10 protein-coding genes and 2 pseudogenes are annotated in these 18,152 nt (G+C 40.3%); 6 read left to right on the top strand and 6 right to left on the bottom strand.

Going from position 1 to position 18,152, the window contains the following annotated elements:
* Window positions 1-126: 126 nt before the first annotated feature.
* The 6 genes and pseudogenes from ArsFIN_RS10980 to ArsFIN_RS28820 all read right to left on the bottom strand — a co-directional run.
* Window positions 127-2,286 (bottom strand): pentapeptide repeat-containing protein, encoded by a 2,160-nt coding sequence (locus ArsFIN_RS10980; protein WP_026822597.1) that lies wholly within the window; start codon window positions 2,284-2,286, stop codon window positions 127-129.
* 278 nt (window positions 2,287-2,564) lie between these two features.
* A complete protein-coding gene (locus ArsFIN_RS10985; RefSeq protein WP_026822598.1) occupies window positions 2,565-3,149 on the bottom strand; it encodes a hypothetical protein in 585 nt (194 codons plus the stop codon).
* Between the two features lie 135 nt (window positions 3,150-3,284).
* Window positions 3,285-4,043, bottom strand: coding sequence for an IS21-like element helper ATPase IstB (istB, locus tag ArsFIN_RS10990; protein WP_135677720.1), 759 nt, complete (start codon window positions 4,041-4,043; stop codon window positions 3,285-3,287).
* Window positions 4,030-5,067, bottom strand: a pseudogene (istA, locus tag ArsFIN_RS10995) (IS21 family transposase). Before istA ends, istB begins: the two are co-directional and overlap by 14 nt.
* A 57-nt stretch (window positions 5,068-5,124) precedes the next feature.
* Window positions 5,125-6,132: a pentapeptide repeat-containing protein gene (locus ArsFIN_RS11000; protein WP_071846876.1), complete on the bottom strand. Its 1,008-nt coding sequence runs from the start codon at window positions 6,130-6,132 to the stop codon at window positions 5,125-5,127.
* A gap of 37 nt (window positions 6,133-6,169) precedes the next feature.
* Window positions 6,170-6,499, bottom strand: a pseudogene (locus tag ArsFIN_RS28820) (pentapeptide repeat-containing protein); the annotation flags it as partial.
* A gap of 333 nt (window positions 6,500-6,832) precedes the next feature.
* Here ArsFIN_RS28820 and ArsFIN_RS11010 point away from each other — a divergent pair.
* The 6 genes from ArsFIN_RS11010 (at window position 6,833) to trhP (ending at window position 17,870) form a co-directional block, all read left to right on the top strand.
* On the top strand, window positions 6,833-8,059 hold the full coding sequence (locus ArsFIN_RS11010) for an MdtA/MuxA family multidrug efflux RND transporter periplasmic adaptor subunit (protein WP_406929759.1): 1,227 nt from the start codon (window positions 6,833-6,835) through the stop codon (window positions 8,057-8,059).
* Window positions 8,059-11,199: an MdtB/MuxB family multidrug efflux RND transporter permease subunit gene (locus ArsFIN_RS11015; RefSeq protein WP_026823102.1), complete on the top strand. Its 3,141-nt coding sequence runs from the start codon at window positions 8,059-8,061 to the stop codon at window positions 11,197-11,199. Before ArsFIN_RS11010 ends, ArsFIN_RS11015 begins: the two co-directional genes overlap by 1 nt.
* On the top strand, window positions 11,196-14,273 hold the full coding sequence (gene mdtC / locus ArsFIN_RS11020) for a multidrug efflux RND transporter permease subunit MdtC (protein ID WP_026823101.1): 3,078 nt from the start codon (window positions 11,196-11,198) through the stop codon (window positions 14,271-14,273). Before ArsFIN_RS11015 ends, mdtC begins: the two co-directional genes overlap by 4 nt.
* Window positions 14,274-14,348: 75 nt before the next feature.
* A complete protein-coding gene (gene baeS, locus ArsFIN_RS11025; RefSeq protein WP_246067437.1) occupies window positions 14,349-15,674 on the top strand; it encodes an envelope stress sensor histidine kinase BaeS in 1,326 nt (441 codons plus the stop codon).
* Complete coding sequence (baeR, locus tag ArsFIN_RS11030) at window positions 15,671-16,363, top strand: envelope stress response regulator BaeR (protein WP_026823099.1); 693 nt, start codon at window positions 15,671-15,673, stop codon at window positions 16,361-16,363. Before baeS ends, baeR begins: the two co-directional genes overlap by 4 nt.
* A 124-nt stretch (window positions 16,364-16,487) precedes the next feature.
* Complete coding sequence (gene trhP / locus ArsFIN_RS11035; protein WP_026823098.1) at window positions 16,488-17,870, top strand: prephenate-dependent tRNA uridine(34) hydroxylase TrhP; 1,383 nt, start codon at window positions 16,488-16,490, stop codon at window positions 17,868-17,870.
* Window positions 17,871-18,152 lie beyond the last annotated feature (282 nt).

Raw genomic sequence — 18,152 nt, forward strand, 5'->3', positions numbered from 1 at the left:
CTCATAACCCTAAGAAAAATGCATTAAGTCGTTAATAACATCATCGTTAATTAAACAAAAAAGTATTCGTCATAAGACGGATACTTTTGATAAAAAACTGATTATTTCACGATAAAAATGCCAGTATTAACTCCAGGCCGGCGGCATAATACCAGCCAATGTGCTTGGGAAATGGGCTTTTAAATGTTCAATCATAATAGTTGATAACACCGCCGTACAACTAAATGCGTTATTGTAGCCCAGCAATCGGTCGCCCCAGTCTTTATACTGTTCTTTCGAAGCAAATATTTGCGGTGCCAATTGATAGGCCTGCGCCATTAGAGCAAAAGCAAAAGACCTTAATACATTCGGTGACTCAGTTTCCGTACCAAATATGGCACTAGAAGAATATTTGCTAAAAACGGCGGCCAAGCTTAATAAGGTTTGCGCCTGAGTGGTTTTATCCGCAGTGGATAAATTATAAGCTTGCAGCAATTGTTGCGTGTAATCAGCGGTTAAGCGATAACCGGTTACGCCATTTTCCGTATATGGCTCAAGCTTATTGTTAAATATGTCTGTCAGTTTATTCTGACTGGAAAAATCGATTAACTTTTTTTCAGAAAAACCTTGCGTTATCGCAGTTTGAAAAGTGGACAGGAATTCACCTAATTCTAAAGTAGCCAATAATGTGCCAAATTTAGCTTGCTGTTGATGAAATTGGTAATTCGATGCAAATATTTTAAAATGATGATTAAAAAGATCGGTTAATGAAAAATCTTGCCGTTCAGTTGGAATAACCTCTCCGCCCTGAAACAGATAAAAACCATTCCAGATCATATTACTTTTTGTCTCAACATCTAACATACTGCGTAATCGATCTGGTGATATCATCATGGCATAATGACTATTTTGTTCGGCAGAAAGCAGAATAAAATTATTAGCTTCGTTATCAGACCAATCAGCATGGCCGGCATAATTAGCAAAATTAAGGTTCTTGGTATAAGGTTCAACACGGTTATCTTGCAGATAATGATTATATAGCGTTTTTGCCTGCTCTTTATGGCAACTATCACCCGCCATCGCTTGTGAAATCAACTGAATAAAGGCCCCATTATAGCTAAACATCAGCTCTGGCTTGTTTTCAATGTAAGTCAATAAGGTTGCCAAAATAGGGTCTGCGGGTACTGGCATCATGCTGGTATCATACTTAGCCAAATAGAGTGGCAAGATTTTATTATTAAGCCAGTTGATGATTTTCAGATCCTGGTTATAGGGCGCTTTCGCTAATGTATCTAATAAGGGATCTACCACCGATGATAGTGAAACTTTTGTAAGGCATTTGTTTAATGAATCAATTAGTTGGTGAACCAGGGCTATTTTCTGGTCATGATATTTAGCATCAATACTGTCGATAGTTGTCAGTAAACTAGAGTTATTATTGATATGGTTTAGATAACGATCTAAACAATCACCATTGCTCCAATCAGGTAAAGCGATCTCAGTTAGCTTTGCCCCGGCTAAATTAGCGCCCGTTAAATCGGCACCATTTAAATTAGCACCAAGAAAATTAGCATCCTTTAGGTTAGCACCATTTAACTTAGCTTTAGTAAAATTAACAAAATATAGTTTAGTATTACTCAAATTAGCATCTGACAGATTGGCCTCGATAAAAACACTGGATTGCAGATTAGAATTACTAAAATTAGCCTGTTGCAGTTCAGCCTTAAAAAATAGTACTTGCTGTAAATTTGCATTCATTAACTTAGTATTATTCAAAATTGCTTCGTGTAGTTCAACAATATTCAGCTCAGCGTGATTCAAATTCGCATAACTGAGATCCGCCTTTATTAGCTTACTCCTATGTAACTGAGCATGGCTCAATGTTGCCATATTTAATTTAGCATTAGTGAGATTAGTATAATCAAGATTGGCATTAGCCAATCTAGCATATTTTAATGTGGCATCTGACAAATTAGCTATTTGCAGATTGGCCTCACTTAAACAGGCTTTGGCTAAATTCGCTTTTTGCAATTTAGCCCGCTCTAAATTAACAGACCGTAAATTGACACTAGTTAAATCAAGTTCTTTTAGTTCAATTTCCCTCAAATCCAGCTCAGCACCAACCTGACGTTGCTTAATTAATTTATCCAAAATATCGCGCTTTTGCTGTTGTAAATCCCTTTTGTCATCAACACTACAATCATCTGGGATGGCTTGCCTTAAAATGGCTAAATCAGAAAGTGGCTCTGAGGCTGTATCCATTGAGCGAAAGACAGAATTGGCGCCCTTAGAAGGGGAAACGTGCATAATCACTCCTTGATTGATTTATAATTAGAGCGGGTAATATATGAGTGATTGATGGAATATGATTGCACAAAACCGCTATTTAACGACAATTAATGATTATTTTTGCCATTTTTTGCTATTAATTATCTATTTTATCTAACATAAAAACTATTTTCAGCCAATTATGTTGTTTATCTACTAGACAAATTTGTGAACGAACGCAATAGAATTAACGTCCCTAATAACCAGCAATCAGAGACGCATCATCGATTAAGTTTAAGGCAATAAAATCAGCGCGACTAACTCCAGGCCGGCGGCATAATTCCTGTTAAGGTGGTTGGAAAATGTTGTTTGATATGCTCTACCATAATAGTTGATAACACCGCCGTACAACTAAATGCGTTATTGTAGCCCAGCAATCGGTCGCCCCAGTCTTTATACTGTTTTTTCGAAGCAAATGTTTGCGGTGCCAATTGATAGGCCTGCGTCATAAGAGCAAAAGCAAAAGACCTTAATACATTCGGTGACTCAGTTTCCGTACCAAATATGGCACTAGAAGAATATTTGCTAAAAACAGCGGCCAAGCTTAATAAGGTTTGCGCCTGAGTGGTTTTATCCGCAGTAGATAAATTATAAGCTTGCAGCAATTGTTGCGTGTAATCAGCGGTTAAGCGATAACCGGTTACGCCACTTTCCGTATATGGCTCAAGCTTATTGTTGAATATGTCTGTCAGTTTATTCTGACTGGAAAAATCGATTAACTTTTTTTTAGAAAAACCTTGCGTTATCGCAGTTTGAAAAGTGGACTGGAATTCACCTAATTCTAAAGTAGCCAATAATTTGGCAAATTTAGCTTGCTGTTGATGAAAACAATAGTTTGCCATAAATAATTTAAAATGATGTTGAAAAAGGGTATCTAACTGATAATCTGCCGGGCCAATATTCTCCTGTTGTCAACGATCACCGAAAACTGATCCACTTTTTATCTAAATCCGATCAATCAAAATTGATCCACTGTTTTACTCAGTTATTGCTCCTGAGCGCCGCTTATCTTTCAATCGGTAGCTTTCACCGCTTAATTGCAGTACATGCGAATGATGAAGTAAACGATCAAGCATAGCGGCAGTTAATGTTGCGTCATCAGCAAAAGCACTTGGCCATTGCCCAAATGATAGGTTACTCGTCAATATGACACTGCCATGCTCATAACGCTTGGCAATCACATTGAAAAACAGGTTTGCTTCTTCTCGCCCAAACGGCAGGTATCCAATCTCATCGATAATCAACAACTTCGGGGCCATCACCGAACGTGATAGATATTGTTTGAGCTTATTTTGTCGTTTGGCAGTTGAGAGTTGCAACATCAGTTCAGCTGCCGTGGTAAAGCGGGTTTTCTTCTTGGCCTGTACTGCTTTTAATCCTAACCCAATAGCTAAATGCGTTTTGCCTACACCGCTTGGGCCAAGCAACACGACATTTTCATTACGTTCAATAAACGTTAATGCGCTTAATTCCTGTATGTGTTGTTTGGGGATCCCCGTTGCAAACTTAAAATCGAACGTATTAAGTTCTTTATGTGCTGGGAATCCTGCCATCCGACTCAAAAGATTACGAGTTCGTTCATCTCGTTGTTGTTGCTCACATTTTAACAGGGACAGTAAAACTCTCCGTAGCTTTGTCTTGGGCAATGCATTTTCGGCAAGTGATGACCAATGAGTCGGAATAGAATTTAATTTCAATGACTCACACAGGTGTTCAATTTGTTCATGCAATAACATGTTCACCTCCCAGTAATGCTTCGTATACGCTGATTGAGTGTTGCAAACTGACAGATTCAAGGGCGGTACGATAGGGATATTAAGCGTATTAGTCTGTGGGATAGATTGGCAAACCCTTGCTGGTAAGGGTAGAAGAGACTTCACTTCCTTAGCTAATCTATCTGCTGGCTTCTCTAACGTTGTTCCATGAATTCGCTGATGGGCAACGCGTTGTAACCATGGACCCACTTTTGCATTAGCTATTTCAATATCCAGTTCAAGATTATGAGCACGAAGGTCGGTGTTTAATGGCACGATAAAGCTGTTTTTTAAATAGTGGTTAAAGCGCTCTACTTTCCCTTTCGTTTTTGCCCTGTAGGGCTTGCAAGCCTTCAATTTAAACCCGTAATCTTTCGACATTTGAAGCATTTCGACATGTAATTTATGATCACCTTCTGCATAAGCATCCCGTTCGATGATGAGGGATTTTGCGTTATCACACAATACTTCCTGTGGTACACCACCAAAGTAGTCGAAAGCTTCTCTTAAACCTTGCTGCCACGATTCTGCTCGTTCATTATCAAAGAACTTTACATAACTCGCACGCGAATAGCCTAGCGTGGCAACAAACGCTTTCAGCGATTTTACCTCGCCGGATGCTGGTGAAGTCGATTTGCATTTGTTGACCTGGCTGTGTTTCAAAACGGACGACTACTTCGGGAACAATGCTTGGTTTAAATTGACAAACAAATCGGCGTAATTGAGCAATACCACCTTGATAGCCGTTTTCAACTACCTCATCAAATAAGACTGTTGCAGGGATCCAATCAGGTTTAGCCAGTTCAATTCGCTGAAGCAAATAAGGTTTAAAGGGGGATAATTTAGTCGGTTGTTGACTTCTTTTAGCATAAGTTGGCATTGTCTGTTGTTGTAAATGATGTTTTACGGTGTTACGGGATATACCCAACTCACTGGCAATTTTTCGAAGGCTTTGTCCTTGTGCAAAGCGAACATGAATATCCACAAATATCTCCTTGGTTAACATAAATTATCCGTACAAAAATGTGCGAATAATACCAAGTGGATCAGTTTTAGATGATCGTTAGTGGATCAGTTTTGCATGATCGGTGACACTGTTCCTGATAGAGATAAAAACCATACCAATTGATATCTGTTTTTTCCCTTGCGAATCCAACATTTGCTGGAGCTGGTTTTGTGACATCATCATGGCATAGTGACTATTTTGCTGACTAGAGAGCAAAATAAAATTATTAGCCTCTCTATCTGACCAGTCAGGATTGCCAGCATAATTACCAAAATCAGGATTCATTGTATAAAACGCTACACGGTTATCTTGTAGATAATGATTATATAGCGTTTTAGTCTGATGCCTAAGGCAACTATCTCGCGCCATCACTTGTGAAATCAACTGAATAAAGGCTCCATTATGGCTAAACATCAGCTCCTGTTGCTTGTTAATACAACTTAACAACGTTGCCAACAGGGGATCAGCGGGTACTGGCATCATGCTGGTATCATACTTAGCCAAATAGAGCGGCAGTATATTGTTATTGAGCCAGTTGATAATTTTCGGATCCTGATTATAGGGCACAGTAGCCAACGTATCTAACAAGGGCTCTACTACCGATGATAGTGAGATATCTGGAGAACGCTGGTCTAATGAATTAATTAACTGGTGAACCAACGAGATTTTCTCGTTATGATACTTAACGTCAATGCTAGCAATAGTTTTAAGCAAACTAGACCGATTGTTTATGTGATTAAAATAGCGATCCAGATTATCCTCATTCCAGCAAGGTAGCTTTATATCGCATAAGTTTGCACCCGCTAATTTAGCCTGACTTAAATTAGCGCCACATAAATCCACACCACTCAAATTCGTCCCACTTAAATTACTCCCACGCAAATCCATCTTACTTAAGTCCTTGCGACTAAAATTGGCGCAACTTAAATTCATCCCACGTAAGGTCGTGGTATAGAGATCCGTTTCTCTGAAATCCACCTCCCTTAAATCCACTTTCTTTAGATCTATGCCTAATAAATTTACCTTGGCTAAATTTGCCCCACGAAAACTTGTACCCCCTAACATTAACGGCTGTTAATAGCGCATTTGTCAATTTACTGTGATTTAAATCAGCATGTTGCAATTTAGCGTGTGATAAATTGACCCTACTCAGGGGTAGCGATGCCAAATTGGCATGTTGTAAATTAATACCAGACAAATTATTGCCACTGAGACTAATCTTAATTAAAAATTGGCTAACAGAGTTACACTCTTTGTTAACTAATTTCTTAATTCGGTGACAATTATTGCGATGTACTGCCACCTTATAATCATTGTAAATAGTCGAGATTACCTGACTTAATCGTTGAAAACGAGAAGGTGAGTCTAATGAGGTGTGAGCTGAATTAATAGCAGGATCCGCACTCTTACTAGTAGGTACTCGCATAATCATTCCTTGATTAATTTATAATGAAAGCGAGATGGTATGTTAGTTATTGATAAAATAAAATAATAAGTTTAAGAAAACCACTATTTAATTACTGTTAATAATTCTTTTTTGTTATTAAACACTTATCTAGAGGGTGGTATTAAACCGATTTGCTTATGATCACTATTTTAACCTATGCCATTTAGCTAATTTATGCTTGTCGCACACTGACTGGTATAATTTCCACATTTCCTTCATTTTTTTATAGTAAATACTCGCTAAACTATAGAGTGTAAATAATTTATTTAAGCAATTAAAAATACCTACTATTGCCAGCACATTAAGAATGCTAAGGACATGATGAACAAAAATAATCGCCGCCAAAAAGTTGTCATATTTGCTATTGCCATTGTTCTTTTATCCCTTAGTGGGATGTTTGCCTGGCGTTATTTTCAGCCACAAACTACTATGTCAGGTTCCTTATCAACAACCCAAGCACCAAGCCTAAGTTCAACTAAATCGCGTAAAATACCATTGCCACCGGTGCAAGCGGCATTATCAGTGCGTCAAAGTATTCCTCATATTCTGACTGCCCTCGGTACTGTACAAGCCGCCAATACGGTTACCGTAACCAGTCGTGTTCAAGGACAATTAATGGCTCTGCATTTCATTGAAGGACAAGCAGTTAAGGCAGGCGATTTATTAGCGGAAATTGATCCACGACCATTTCAAATTTCGCTGGCACAAGCAGAAGGACAATTGACCAAAGATCAGGCGCTATTACGTAATACCCGACAAGATTTAGCCCGTTATCAAAAGCTGGCGGCCAGTAAGGTTATTTCACAACAAGAATTAGATAAACAGCAAACCTTGGTTCAACAAGCAGAAGGCAGTGTTAAAATCGATCAGGCGGCAATTAGTAATGCTAAACTGCAACTGACCTATAGCCGAATTACCGCGCCCATTGCTGGTCGTGTTGGTTTAAAACAGGTCGATATTGGTAATTTCATCACCAGCAGTTCAACTACCCCCATCGTTATCATTACCCAAACAACCCCGATTGACGCCCTTTTTGCGCTACCTGAGGCCGATATTCCATTGATCAAAATCGCGCAACAGCAAAACACTAAAATTCCAGTGAGCGCCTGGGATCGCAATAATAGCACCCAAATTGCGGCCGGTTATCTGTTAAGTACCGATAATCAGATCGATAGTACAACGGGTACATTAAAAATGAAGGCGCGTTTTCCCAACCAAGATAATAGACTGTTTCCTAACCAATTTATTAATATCCATATGCAAGTTAATACGCTAAAAAATGTAGTAGTGATCCCAACCGCCGCCTTACAGATGGGTAGTATTGGTCACTTTGTCTGGACAATAGATAACAATAATGTTGTTAGCAAGCAGAAAGTCACCGTGGGTTTACATGATGGTCAAAAGACTATTATTAGCACTGGTTTGGACGCAGGTGTTGGTGTTGTTACCGATGGTGTCGATAGGCTTGTTGATGGGGTAAAAGTTCAGGTTGTTACCCCAAACGATCAATTAACTTCCTATGCCAATACGACGGAGAAATCTTAATGCAGTTTGAGACTCCGGTAAAAAGTGGTGGCCCTTCCCGGTTATTTATTTTACGCCCAGTAGCAACCACGCTATTTATGGTTGCCATTTTATTGGCTGGTATTATCGGTTACCGGTTTTTACCAGTCTCTGCCTTGCCACAAGTTGATTATCCGACCATACAAGTGGTCACCCTCTATCCGGGTGCCAACCCTGATGTGATGACTTCCGCTATTACTGCACCATTAGAACGCCAGTTGGGTCAAATGTCAGGACTAAAACAGATGTTTTCCCAAAGCGCTGGCGGCTCTTCAGTCATTACGTTAACTTTTCAATTGTCACTGGCACTGGATATCGCTGAGCAAGAAGTACAAGCAGCCATTAATGCGGCCAGTAACCTATTACCGAAAGATCTGCCCTATCCACCCGTCTATAGCAAAGTTAATCCGGCCGATCCGCCCATTTTAACCTTAGCGGTGACCACCAATGCCCTCCCCATGACCCAACTGCAAGATATGGTTGAAACCCGGGTGGCGCAAAAAATTTCGCAGGTCGATGGCGTAGGATTAGTCACTCTCGCCGGCGGACAACGTCCGGCAGTACGTATTAAATTAAACCCCCAAGCCGTTGCAGCCCAGCAACTGGATAATGAAACTATCCGGCTAGCGATTAACAATGCCAATGTTAATTCAGCTAAAGGTAGCCTCGATGGTCCCGCTCGGGCAATTACGCTTTCTGCTAATGATCAAATGAAATCATTAGCAGATTATCGCTCACTCATTATTGCTTATAAGCAAGGTGGCGCAATTCGGCTAGGGGATATTGCTACGATTTCCCAAGCGGCGGAAAATACGCAATTAGGCGCTTGGGCAAATCAAAAACCGGCCATTGTGATTAATGTACAACGCCAACCTGGGGCGAATGTTATTAAGACAACCGATAACATTCGAAAAATTTTACCTGAATTAGTTAAAAATTTACCCAAGGCGGTTAAAGTGAATATCTTAACCGATCGGACAACGACAATTCGCGCTTCAGTTAAAGATGTGCAATTTGAATTAGTAATGGCTATCGCATTAGTTGTCATGGTGATTTATCTGTTTTTGCGCAATGGTACCGCAACATTAATTCCGAGCATCGCCGTTCCTTTATCACTGGTGGGTACTTTTGCCGTTATGTATTTTTGTGGTTTTTCGATTAATAACCTCACCCTAATGGCCTTAACGGTGGCAACGGGATTTGTGGTCGATGATGCGATTGTGGTAATTGAAAACATCTCTCGCTACCTGGAAAAAGGCGATAAACCGTTAACAGCAGCGCTTAAAGGCGCTGGTGAAATTGGTTTTACTATTATTTCATTAACCTTTTCATTAATTGCTGTGCTAATCCCTCTGTTTTTTATGAGTGATATTGTCGGTCGCTTGTTTCGTGAATTTGCCATTACGCTGGCCGTGGCTATCTTAATTTCGGCGGTTGTCTCCCTGACACTGACACCAATGATGTGTGCCCGCTTACTGAAAGCTGAAGCAAAGATTAAACATAATCGTTTTGAAAAAGGCTGTGAAATAGTATTTGATAAAATGATTGTGATTTATGGCGCCTGGCTTAAACGCATTCTTAATCATGAATGGATAATATTGGCTATCGCCGTCAGCACATTATTACTGACCGCCCTCCTCTATATGATCATTTCAAAGGGTTTTTTCCCCTTACAAGACAATGGATTACTGCAAGGTGTAATCCAAGCACCACAATCGAGCTCTTATGCCGCAATGGCTGACAAGCAGCAACAAGTGGCTGAACGGATATTAGCCGATCCAGCAGTAGAAAATGTGGTTACTTTTGTCGGTGTCGATGGTAGCAATTCGGCCCTCAATAATGCTCGATTGCAAATTACCCTTAAACCATTAAATCAACGTCATGAGCGAATTGACGTTATTATCCCTCGGCTACAACATGCGGTTAATAATATTGCCGGTCTTAAGTTATTTTTACAGCCAATGCAAGATTTAACCATTAATACCCAGATTTCTCGCACCCAATATCAATTTACTTTACAAGCAACATCGTTAGAACAACTTTCATTATGGGTACCTAAGCTTGTCACCGCATTAAAAGCCAATCAACAACTTACTGATGTAAGCAGTGATTGGCAAGATAGAGGCTTAATTGCCAATGTAACAGTTGACCGCGATACAGCCAGTCGTTTAGGCATCAGTATGTCGGCCATTGATAACGCATTATATAATGCTTTTGGCCAGCGAATGATTTCGACCATTTATACCCAAGCCAATCAATACCGAGTTATTCTTGAGCATGGCGTTGAAGGGGGTGTTGGTCTGGCGGCACTAAATAATATTCGTTTGCGAAGCAACCAAAATACTATGGTGCCACTTAATACTCTGGCTAAAGTTGAACAACATTATGGCCCTTTATCAATTAATCACTTAGCCCAGTTTCCCTCGGCCACGTTTTCCTTCAATGTTGCCAAAGGTAGCTCGTTGGAAGAGGCAGTTAAGGCAATCAAACAGATCGAAAATCAAATTAAATTACCCCATGAGATTGTTACTCAATTCCAAGGTGCAACCTTAGCATTTGAAAAAGCACTGGCTAATACTTTATGGCTGATATTAGCCGCCATTATTGCCATGTATATTGTTCTGGGTATCTTATATGAAAGTTTTATTCACCCAATCACCATTCTTTCTACCCTGCCCACCGCAGGGGTTGGCGCGCTATTAGCCTTAATGATGGCAGGTTATGAACTGGATATTATTGCCGTGATCGGCATCATATTATTGATTGGGATCGTCAAGAAAAACGCTATTATGATGATCGACTTTGCCTTAGCCGCAGAGCGAGAACAAGGTTTATCGCCGCAAGAAGCCATTTATCAAGCGTGTTTATTACGCTTCAGACCTATTTTGATGACTACTATGGCCGCTCTGCTTGGCGCTTTGCCTTTAATGTTAAGTAGCGGCGTCGGCGCTGAGTTACGCCGACCACTAGGTACGGGAATGGTCGGTGGCTTAATTTTGAGTCAAATCTTAACCCTTTTTACTACACCCGTGATCTATCTACTTTTTGACAGGCTAGCAAATTATTGGAAATCTGGCCGCCATTATCAGCGGGCATTAAAAGGAGAGGAGCCATTACGGTGAAGTTGTTCGCATTATTTATCGAGCGTCCGGTAACATCAACCTTACTTAGCGTGGCAATTACTCTATGCGGTGTTTTAACGTTTATGCTGCTACCGATCGCACCATTACCACAAGTGGATTTCCCCGTCATTAAAGTCACCGCCTCACTGCCTGGTGCATCACCGGAAACCATGGCATCTTCGGTCGCGACCCCCTTAGAGCGCGCTTTAGGTCAAATTGCGGGTATTAATGAAATGACTTCTAACAGTTCATTGGGTAGTACTAGCATTATGCTGGAATTTGATCTTGATAAAGATATTAATAGTGCTGCCAGAGAAGTACAAGCCGCATTAAATGCAGCGCAAAGTATGCTACCTACCGGCATGCCATCACGGCCACGTTACTACAAAACCAATCCAGCCGATGCGCCAATTATGATCCTAACCTTAACCTCTAAGAGCTACCCAATCGGTGAAATATATGACATTGCTTCGACGCGCCTGGCGCAACGTCTTGCCCAAATAGCCGGCGTCAGTGAAGTTTCTGTTAGCGGTGGTTCACTGCCAGCAGTACGTATTGAACTCAATCCCACTGCACTATTTAATCAAGGAATCGCCCTTGATGCCGTCAGAGAAGCGGTTAATGATGCCAATGTCCGTCGTCCACAAGGCTACCTTCATGATGAACAATCACGCTGGCAAATAAAAACCAATGATGAATTAAAAACCGCTGCCGATTATCAACCGATAATTATTCATTCGCATAATAACTCTGTGGTTAGACTACAAGATGTTGCTAAGATCAAAGACTCGGTACAAGACATTCGCACCGCCGGTATGGCTGCCGGCCAACCGGCGATTATTTTAGTCATTCGCCGTGAAGCGGGCGCCAATATCATTGCTACCGTCGATCGTATTCGTGCCGAGCTACCTGAACTTAGCAAAATGTTACCTGCAAGTATTAATTTAGCCATTGCCCAAGATAGAACACCGACAATTCGAGCCTCCTTGACGGAAGTTGAGCGAGCATTAGCGATTGCAATTGGTTTGGTGATCTTAGTGGTTTTCTTGTTCTTACGCTCTGGCCGGGCAACCATTATTCCCGCGATTGTGGTACCCGTTTCGCTAATTGGTAGCTTTTCAGCTATGTATTTATGTGGCTTTAGCTTGAATAATTTATCGCTGATGGCATTAACGGTCGCGACCGGCTTTGTTGTCGATGATGCCATTGTGGTGATTGAGAACATTATGCGCCACATAGAAAATGGCTTAGCGCCACATAAAGCAGCTATTATCGGCGTTAGTGAAGTTGGTTTTACCGTATTGTCGATGAGTATTTCCTTAATTGCCGTTTTTATTCCACTCTTCTTTATGGGAGGGTTAATTGGCCGATTTTTCCACGAATTTGCCCTTACCTTAGCCACAGCCATTTTAATCTCATTATTTGTTTCCCTTACGCTTACCCCCATGATGTGTGCTTATCTGTTAAAAAAAACCCAAAAACACAGCCCACCTAAAATAAGCGGCGTGGGTCGGCTATTATTAAAAATACAACAAAGTTACGGCGTCACATTAAATTGGGTTTTAGCGCATCAACGTAATGTATCATTAGTTTTACTAACGACTATCGGTTTAAACATTTACCTCTATATCAGTATCCCAAAAACATTCTTCCCCGAACAGGATACCGGCCGACTGTTAGGTTATGTGCGGGCCGATCAGAGCATCTCTTTTCAAGCCATGAAAAGCAAAATGACACAATTCATGACCCAATTGGTAAAAGATTCGAGCATTGATAATGTCACCGGTTTTACTGGTGGCAGCCGAATAAATAGCGGCTTTATGTTTATCTCTTTAAAACCCCAAAATCTGCGGCAAGAAACGGCAAATCAAGTTATTCAGCGATTGCGAACTCAACTGGCAAATGAACCCGGCGCTAACTTATTTCTTATACCGGTGCAAGATATTCGCGCTGGTGGGCGGCAGGCTACGGCCAGTTATCAATTTACCCTACTTGCTGATGATCTTAATGAATTACGTCAGTGGGAACCTCAAGTCCGTAAAGCCCTGGCTCAGCTGCCACAGTTGGCCGATGTTAATTCTGACAAAGAGGACAAAGGTTCTGAAATGGCGATAACTTACGATCGTGACAGAATGGCACAATTAGGTATTAACGTTAAAGATGCTAACAATTTACTTAACGATGCCTTCGGCCAGCGACAAATATCAACGATTTATCAACCGATGAATCAATATAAAGTTGTAATGGAAGTCGCACCTGAATATACCCAAGATGCCAGTTCATTAGAGAAAATGTTTGTAATTAATAAACACGGCAAAGCAATTCCGCTCTCCTTTTTTGCCAAATGGCAACCTGCTAATGCCCCGTTAAGTGTTAATCATCAAGGCTTATCTGCTTCATCAACGATTTCTTTTAATCTTAATGAAGGTTACACCCTTAATGATGCCATGGAGGCCATTGAACTGACTATGATCCAATTAAGTGTGCCACCTACAGTGCGTAGTACCTTCTCGGGTACAGCAAAAATATTTCAAGAAACCTTAAAAACCCAATTATTTTTAATTATTGCCGCCATCGGTGCGGTCTACCTTGTTCTTGGTATCCTTTATGAAAGCTATATCCATCCATTAACCATTATTTCCACTTTACCTTCCGCTGGTTTAGGTGCGTTATTAGCATTAGAACTGTTTAATACCCCTTTCAGTTTAATTGCGCTGATCGGTATTATGTTATTAATTGGTATTGTTAAAAAAAATGCCATCATTATGGTGGATTTTGCCATTCAGGCGCAAAGGCAGGGTCAGCTAAGCGCACACGATGCCATATTTAAAGCCAGCTTATTAAGGTTTCGACCCATATTAATGACAACCATCGCGGCGATTTTTGGCATGCTACCGCTAGCGCTAGGTAATGGTGAGGGTGCAGAATTACGCCAACCGTTAGGTATAACAATTGTTGGCGGCTTAATTGTTAGTCAAATATTAACACTCTATACCACGCCAGTGGTCTATCTCGCTTTCGATAAGCTTCAAGGCTATCTACAACAAAAACGCCAGTTGGCGAGGCTTGAATGAAAATACATTTTAGCGGCGTTACTAGTAAGCTTTTTTTTTGCTATCTTCGCCCTCTGTCTGTTGATCGTTTTTACTATGCATTGGGGAATTAGATTAACTTTTGAGCAAGGTTTTATTGGCTACATAAAACAAACCAATGAATTACGTACCAGCCTAATTGCTCAAGCCCTGACGGAACAATATCAGCAAACCGGTAATTGGACATTTTTGCAACACAATGGCCGCGCAGTAACCAGGATCATTAATACCCTGGAACAAGAAAACTTTCTGCCGACGCAATCTTCAACTAAAAGCTGGCGTACGCAAGTTTGGATTGTTGATCATAATATGGAGAGACTTTCAGGCAGTGGAAAATTACCGACTGTCAGTGAAGATATTATTCAAAAGCCAGTCAAGTATCATAACCAGGTAGTGGGTTGGGTAATGAGTAATGCAGCTGATAAAATCAGTCGTGAAGCGGATATTAATTTTGATCGTCAACAACATATCACCAGTTCTTTGGTAACCATGTTCTCATTGCTGCTGGCGCTGATCACCACCTTTTTACTGGCCAGAAATTTTCTCAAACCAATCAAACATATTGTTGAGGGTACTCACCAACTTACTACTGGTAATTTTGCCGTTCGCGTACGGAACTCAAGCCGCGATGAACTAGGCCAATTGGCTAAAGATTTTAATCAATTAGCCTCAACATTAGAAAAAAATGAACATATGCGGCGTGATTATATGGCAGATATCTCTCATGAATTACGCACCCCATTAGCGATATTACGGGGTGAACTCGAAGCCATTCAGGATGGTGTTCGGCCACTTTCTGTATCAACATTACATTCTTTATTGGCTGAAACAAATATATTAATTAAACTTGTCAATGACTTACATCAGTTATCCCTGTCTGATCGTGGTTCACTGGTTTATCGAAAAAAAAATATCAATTTAGTCCAACAAATTGAGTTAGCTATTAGTAGCTACCATAGCCGATTTATTGATAAACAAATAACGTTAAATATTACTCTGCCTAATAAAATAACGTTAAATGCAGATCCTGATCGTTTAGCGCAACTATGGCATAATTTACTGGAAAATAGCTTGCGTTATACTCACTCACCAGGCTCACTGGTTATTCAAGGTTATGTTTCACAACAGCGGTTTTATCTCATTTGGCAAGACAGCACGCCCGGCTTATTAGACTATCAATATCCTTATATCTTTGAACGCTTTTACCGGGTTGAAAACTCTCGTAATCGCGCCAGTGGCGGTTCAGGACTTGGCTTAGCTATTTGTTACAATATTGTTGAAGCCCATGGCGGCAAAATTATCGCTTCAGCCTCCTCTTTAGGTGGGGTAAAAATTAGCATAGAATTACCGTTAGATAATAACCATAAAAGCCAAAGTGTATGAGTTGCGATAATCACTGCTACCGTATTTTAGTTGTTGAAGATGAACCAAAGTTAGGCCAACTGTTAGTTGATTATCTGCAAGCCGCAGGTTTTCAGAGTGATTGGTTACTCGATGGTAATAGTGTCATTAAACAAGTGAAAAATTTTTTCCCTGATCTGATTTTACTTGATCTGATGTTGCCAGGAACGGATGGTTTATCAATTTGCCGTCAATTACGTCAATTTTCAGACATCCCAATTATCATTGTGACAGCAAAAACCGAAGAGCATGATCGCTTAGTTGGCTTAGAGATTGGCGCTGATGACTATATCTGTAAACCCTTTAGTCCACGTGAAGTGATCGCTAGAATTAAAACCATTTTACGTCGTTGCTATCGGCAAACTGTAGCACAAAATAGCGATCTGAAGCTGATTATTGATGACAGCGCTTATCAGATCCATTTTCAACATCAAACCGTTGAATTAACGCCGGCTGAATTTCGCTTATTAAAATTTTTATCCCAGCATCCCGGTAAAGTTTTTTCCCGTGATAAACTGCTGAATAATCTCTATGATGATTATCGTATCGTTACTGATCGCACGATTGATAGCCATATAAAAAATTTGCGCCGCAAGCTGCAACTATTAGATAAACAACGGCAATTTATTCGTTCAGTATACGGTTTAGGTTATCGTTGGGAACAAATTTAATTAAATTTTGCCAATCCGGCTGCCGGTTAATTTGGCTTTCATCCCATAAGACGTTAGAATTAACGACTTAAAACTTATCCGCTTAAGAATAAGTACTGACTTGTTATCAGATTGAGAACTCATCATGTTTACGCCAGAATTACTTTCTCCCGCAGGTTCGCTAAAGAACATGCGTTATGCTTTTGCCTACGGCGCTGACGCTGTTTACGCTGGGCAGCCTCGCTATAGCCTCCGTGTTCGTAACAACGAATTCAATCATGAGAATTTAGCTATAGGTATTAAAGAAGCCCATGAAATGGGAAAACGTTTTTATGTAGTGGTTAATATTGCGCCGCATAATGCTAAATTAAAAACCTTTATTCGTGATCTTACTCCGGTTATTGAAATGCAACCGGATGCTTTGATTATGTCCGATCCTGGTCTAATCATGCTAGTGAGAGAAACATTTCCAGCCATGGAGATCCATCTTTCGGTCCAAGCAAACGCCGTTAACTGGGCAACAGTAAAATTTTGGCAACAAATGGGATTAAGTCGCATTATTTTGTCTCGTGAACTCTCTATTGAAGAAATTGCGGAAATTCGCCAACAAGTGCCTGATATTGAATTAGAGATTTTTGTTCACGGCGCACTTTGTATGGCCTATTCTGGTCGTTGTTTACTATCAGGTTATATCAATAAACGCGATCCCAATCAGGGTACCTGTACCAATGCTTGTCGTTGGCAATATAAAGTACAGGAAGGAAAAGAAGACGCAATCGGTAATATTGTTCATCACCACCAACCGATCAAGATAAAAAATATTCAGCCAACTTTAGGTAATGGACAACCTACCGACAAAGTTTTTTTGATTGAAGAAACGAAACGTCCCGGTGAATATATGACCGCTTTTGAAGATGAGCACGGCACCTATATTATGAATTCGAAAGATCTACGGGCAATCGAACATGTAGAACGTTTAACTCAAATAGGCGTTCACTCATTAAAAATTGAAGGACGAACCAAATCGTTCTACTATTGTGCTCGTACTGCTCAAGTTTATCGCCGAGCTATTGATAATGCCGTTGCAGGTAAACCTTTCGATCCGACCTTATTAACCACATTAGAAGGCTTAGCTCACCGAGGCTATACCGAAGGCTTTTTACGTCGACATACACATGATGCCTACCAAACCTATGAATACGGTTATTCTGTTTCTGATAGCCAACAATTTGTCGGTGAATTCACCGGCCAACGCAAAGATGGGTTGGCAGAAGTGGACGTAAAAAATAAATTCAGCCTAGGTGATAACTTAGAGTTAATGACACCTGCTGGTAATATCCAATTTACCTTAACTGACTTATTTGATAAAAAAAACCTACCTATTCAAGTGGCACCAGGCAATGGCTATAAAGTTTACCTCGCCATTCCTGCGGACGTTGATCTGCATTTTGCGTTATTAATTCGCAATTTAGCTGGGACAACAACCAGAGATCCCCACGGCAAACAACAACGGCAAACGGTAAAATAGCTGTAAATACTAAAGTAAACAGTAACAAGTTTGCTTTAGTTATAACTCTTTGTTATTAATTTTGGCGATCTTAAATAACAATTTAATGCATAATTTAAGGAAAAAATGCCATTTTTATGTATTAGATCACAGCAACATAATATTTATTATCATAAGATAGTTAGCGAAAAATGTAGAACTAGAAATTAATAGTAAGACTAGGAACCACCTTCTTTGCTAACTCAATCTCCCTTGAGTTAGCTTTTTCTTTTTGTAACTAATAAATTTCTACTGTTTTGTCAG

Origin of the sequence: Arsenophonus nasoniae, assembly GCF_004768525.1 — a bacterium.
Classification (GTDB): Bacteria; Pseudomonadota; Gammaproteobacteria; order Enterobacterales; family Enterobacteriaceae; genus Arsenophonus; species Arsenophonus nasoniae.

Bases quoted from the DNA above. Each gene is read 5' to 3' on its own strand.
- ArsFIN_RS10980 (WP_026822597.1), bottom strand. From the start codon at position 2,286: ATGCACGTTTCCCCTTCTAAGGGCGCCAATTCTGTCTTTCGCTCAATG.
- ArsFIN_RS10985 (WP_026822598.1), bottom strand. From the start codon at position 3,149: ATGGCAAACTATTGTTTTCATCAACAGCAAGCTAAATTTGCCAAATTA.
- istB (WP_135677720.1), bottom strand. From the start codon at position 4,043: ATGTTATTGCATGAACAAATTGAACACCTGTGTGAGTCATTGAAATTA.
- ArsFIN_RS11000 (WP_071846876.1), bottom strand. From the start codon at position 6,132: ATGTTAGGGGGTACAAGTTTTCGTGGGGCAAATTTAGCCAAGGTAAAT.
- ArsFIN_RS11010 (WP_406929759.1), top strand. From the start codon at position 6,833: ATGATGAACAAAAATAATCGCCGCCAAAAAGTTGTCATATTTGCTATT.
- ArsFIN_RS11015 (WP_026823102.1), top strand. From the start codon at position 8,059: ATGCAGTTTGAGACTCCGGTAAAAAGTGGTGGCCCTTCCCGGTTATTT.
- baeS (WP_246067437.1), top strand. From the start codon at position 14,349: ATGCATTGGGGAATTAGATTAACTTTTGAGCAAGGTTTTATTGGCTAC.
- baeR (WP_026823099.1), top strand. From the start codon at position 15,671: ATGAGTTGCGATAATCACTGCTACCGTATTTTAGTTGTTGAAGATGAA.
- trhP (WP_026823098.1), top strand. From the start codon at position 16,488: ATGTTTACGCCAGAATTACTTTCTCCCGCAGGTTCGCTAAAGAACATG.